The sequence below is a fragment of the Parablautia muri genome (assembly GCF_009917485.1).
GTDB lineage: Bacteria > Bacillota > Clostridia > Lachnospirales > Lachnospiraceae > Suilimivivens > Suilimivivens muri.
Window position 1 is genome coordinate 1 of the sequence record NZ_QZDT01000182.1, and the last position, 909, is coordinate 909.

Annotated in this window: 2 protein-coding genes; both read left to right on the forward strand. The window is 49.2% G+C overall.

Annotated elements, in window-relative coordinates; translation table 11 throughout:
* The first annotated feature begins 104 nt into the window (after positions 1–104).
* Positions 105–515 carry an IS66 family insertion sequence element accessory protein TnpA gene (tnpA, locus tag D5281_RS25085; protein ID WP_277935637.1) on the forward strand — a complete coding sequence of 137 codons (411 nt, stop codon included), beginning with the start codon at positions 105–107 and terminating at the stop codon, positions 513–515.
* Positions 509–850 (forward strand): IS66 family insertion sequence element accessory protein TnpB, encoded by a 342-nt coding sequence (gene tnpB, locus D5281_RS25090; protein ID WP_072524981.1) that lies wholly within the window; start codon positions 509–511, stop codon positions 848–850. The genes tnpA and tnpB overlap by 7 nt, the downstream gene beginning before the upstream one ends.
* Positions 851–909: the final 59 nt, after the last annotated feature.

The window sequence follows — 909 nt, forward strand, 5'->3', positions numbered from 1 at the left end:
GTAAGCGCCAAATATTCCTGCGGATTTCCTGATCCTTAAGTATCACCTATAATTGTAGTCGATAGATATTTAGACTATTTCACTACAATTATGGAGGATAGGTTATGGCAGGTACTCGCAAAGCCCGTGTTTCGATGGCGGAACAGATCCGGCTTATCAATGAATGCCGCCAGAGCGGCATGACAGATGCTGACTGGTGTCGTGAAAACGACATTGCAGTAAGCACCTTTTACAACTGGGTCAGCCGCTGTCGGAAAACGGCAGCGGAGCAGATCCCAGCAGCGAATTACGGTCATCTTGAGGTTCCCCGCCCGAAACAGGACGTGGTCCCCATTGACATTGTGCCGGATCACATTCCGGAACAGCATACCGCATCACAGATGCAGAACTCATACCTTGACAATTCACATACGATTGAAGCTGCCATGAAGGATATCACAATCCGTATCAGCAATGATGCGGATCCGGTCCTGCTTACCAGGACATTCCGCCTGCTTCAGGAACTCTCATGTTAGGCGACATCTCCGGACTTGAGAAGATCTACATTGTCTGCGGCTATACCGATATGCGAAAATCCATTGACGGACTCTGCGCCGTTATCGAAGACCAGCTTAAGATGGATCCATCGTCCAGCGCTCTCTTCCTTTTCTGCGGAAGAAGACGGGACAGGATCAAAGCTTTGTTCCGGGAACCGGACGGCTTCGTTCTAATCTATAAGCGGTTATCTGTCCGCGGCGGCTATCAATGGCCAAGGAAGCAGTCGGAGGTCCGGAATCTTTCCTGGCGGGAGTTTGACTGGCTGATGTCGGGGATTGATATTGACCAGCCAAAAGCCCTCAAAGCAGAGTAAAAAGTATCTGGATTTCAGCAGAAATACTGCACAGAAGAATCCGGAAATTCCTTGTAAAT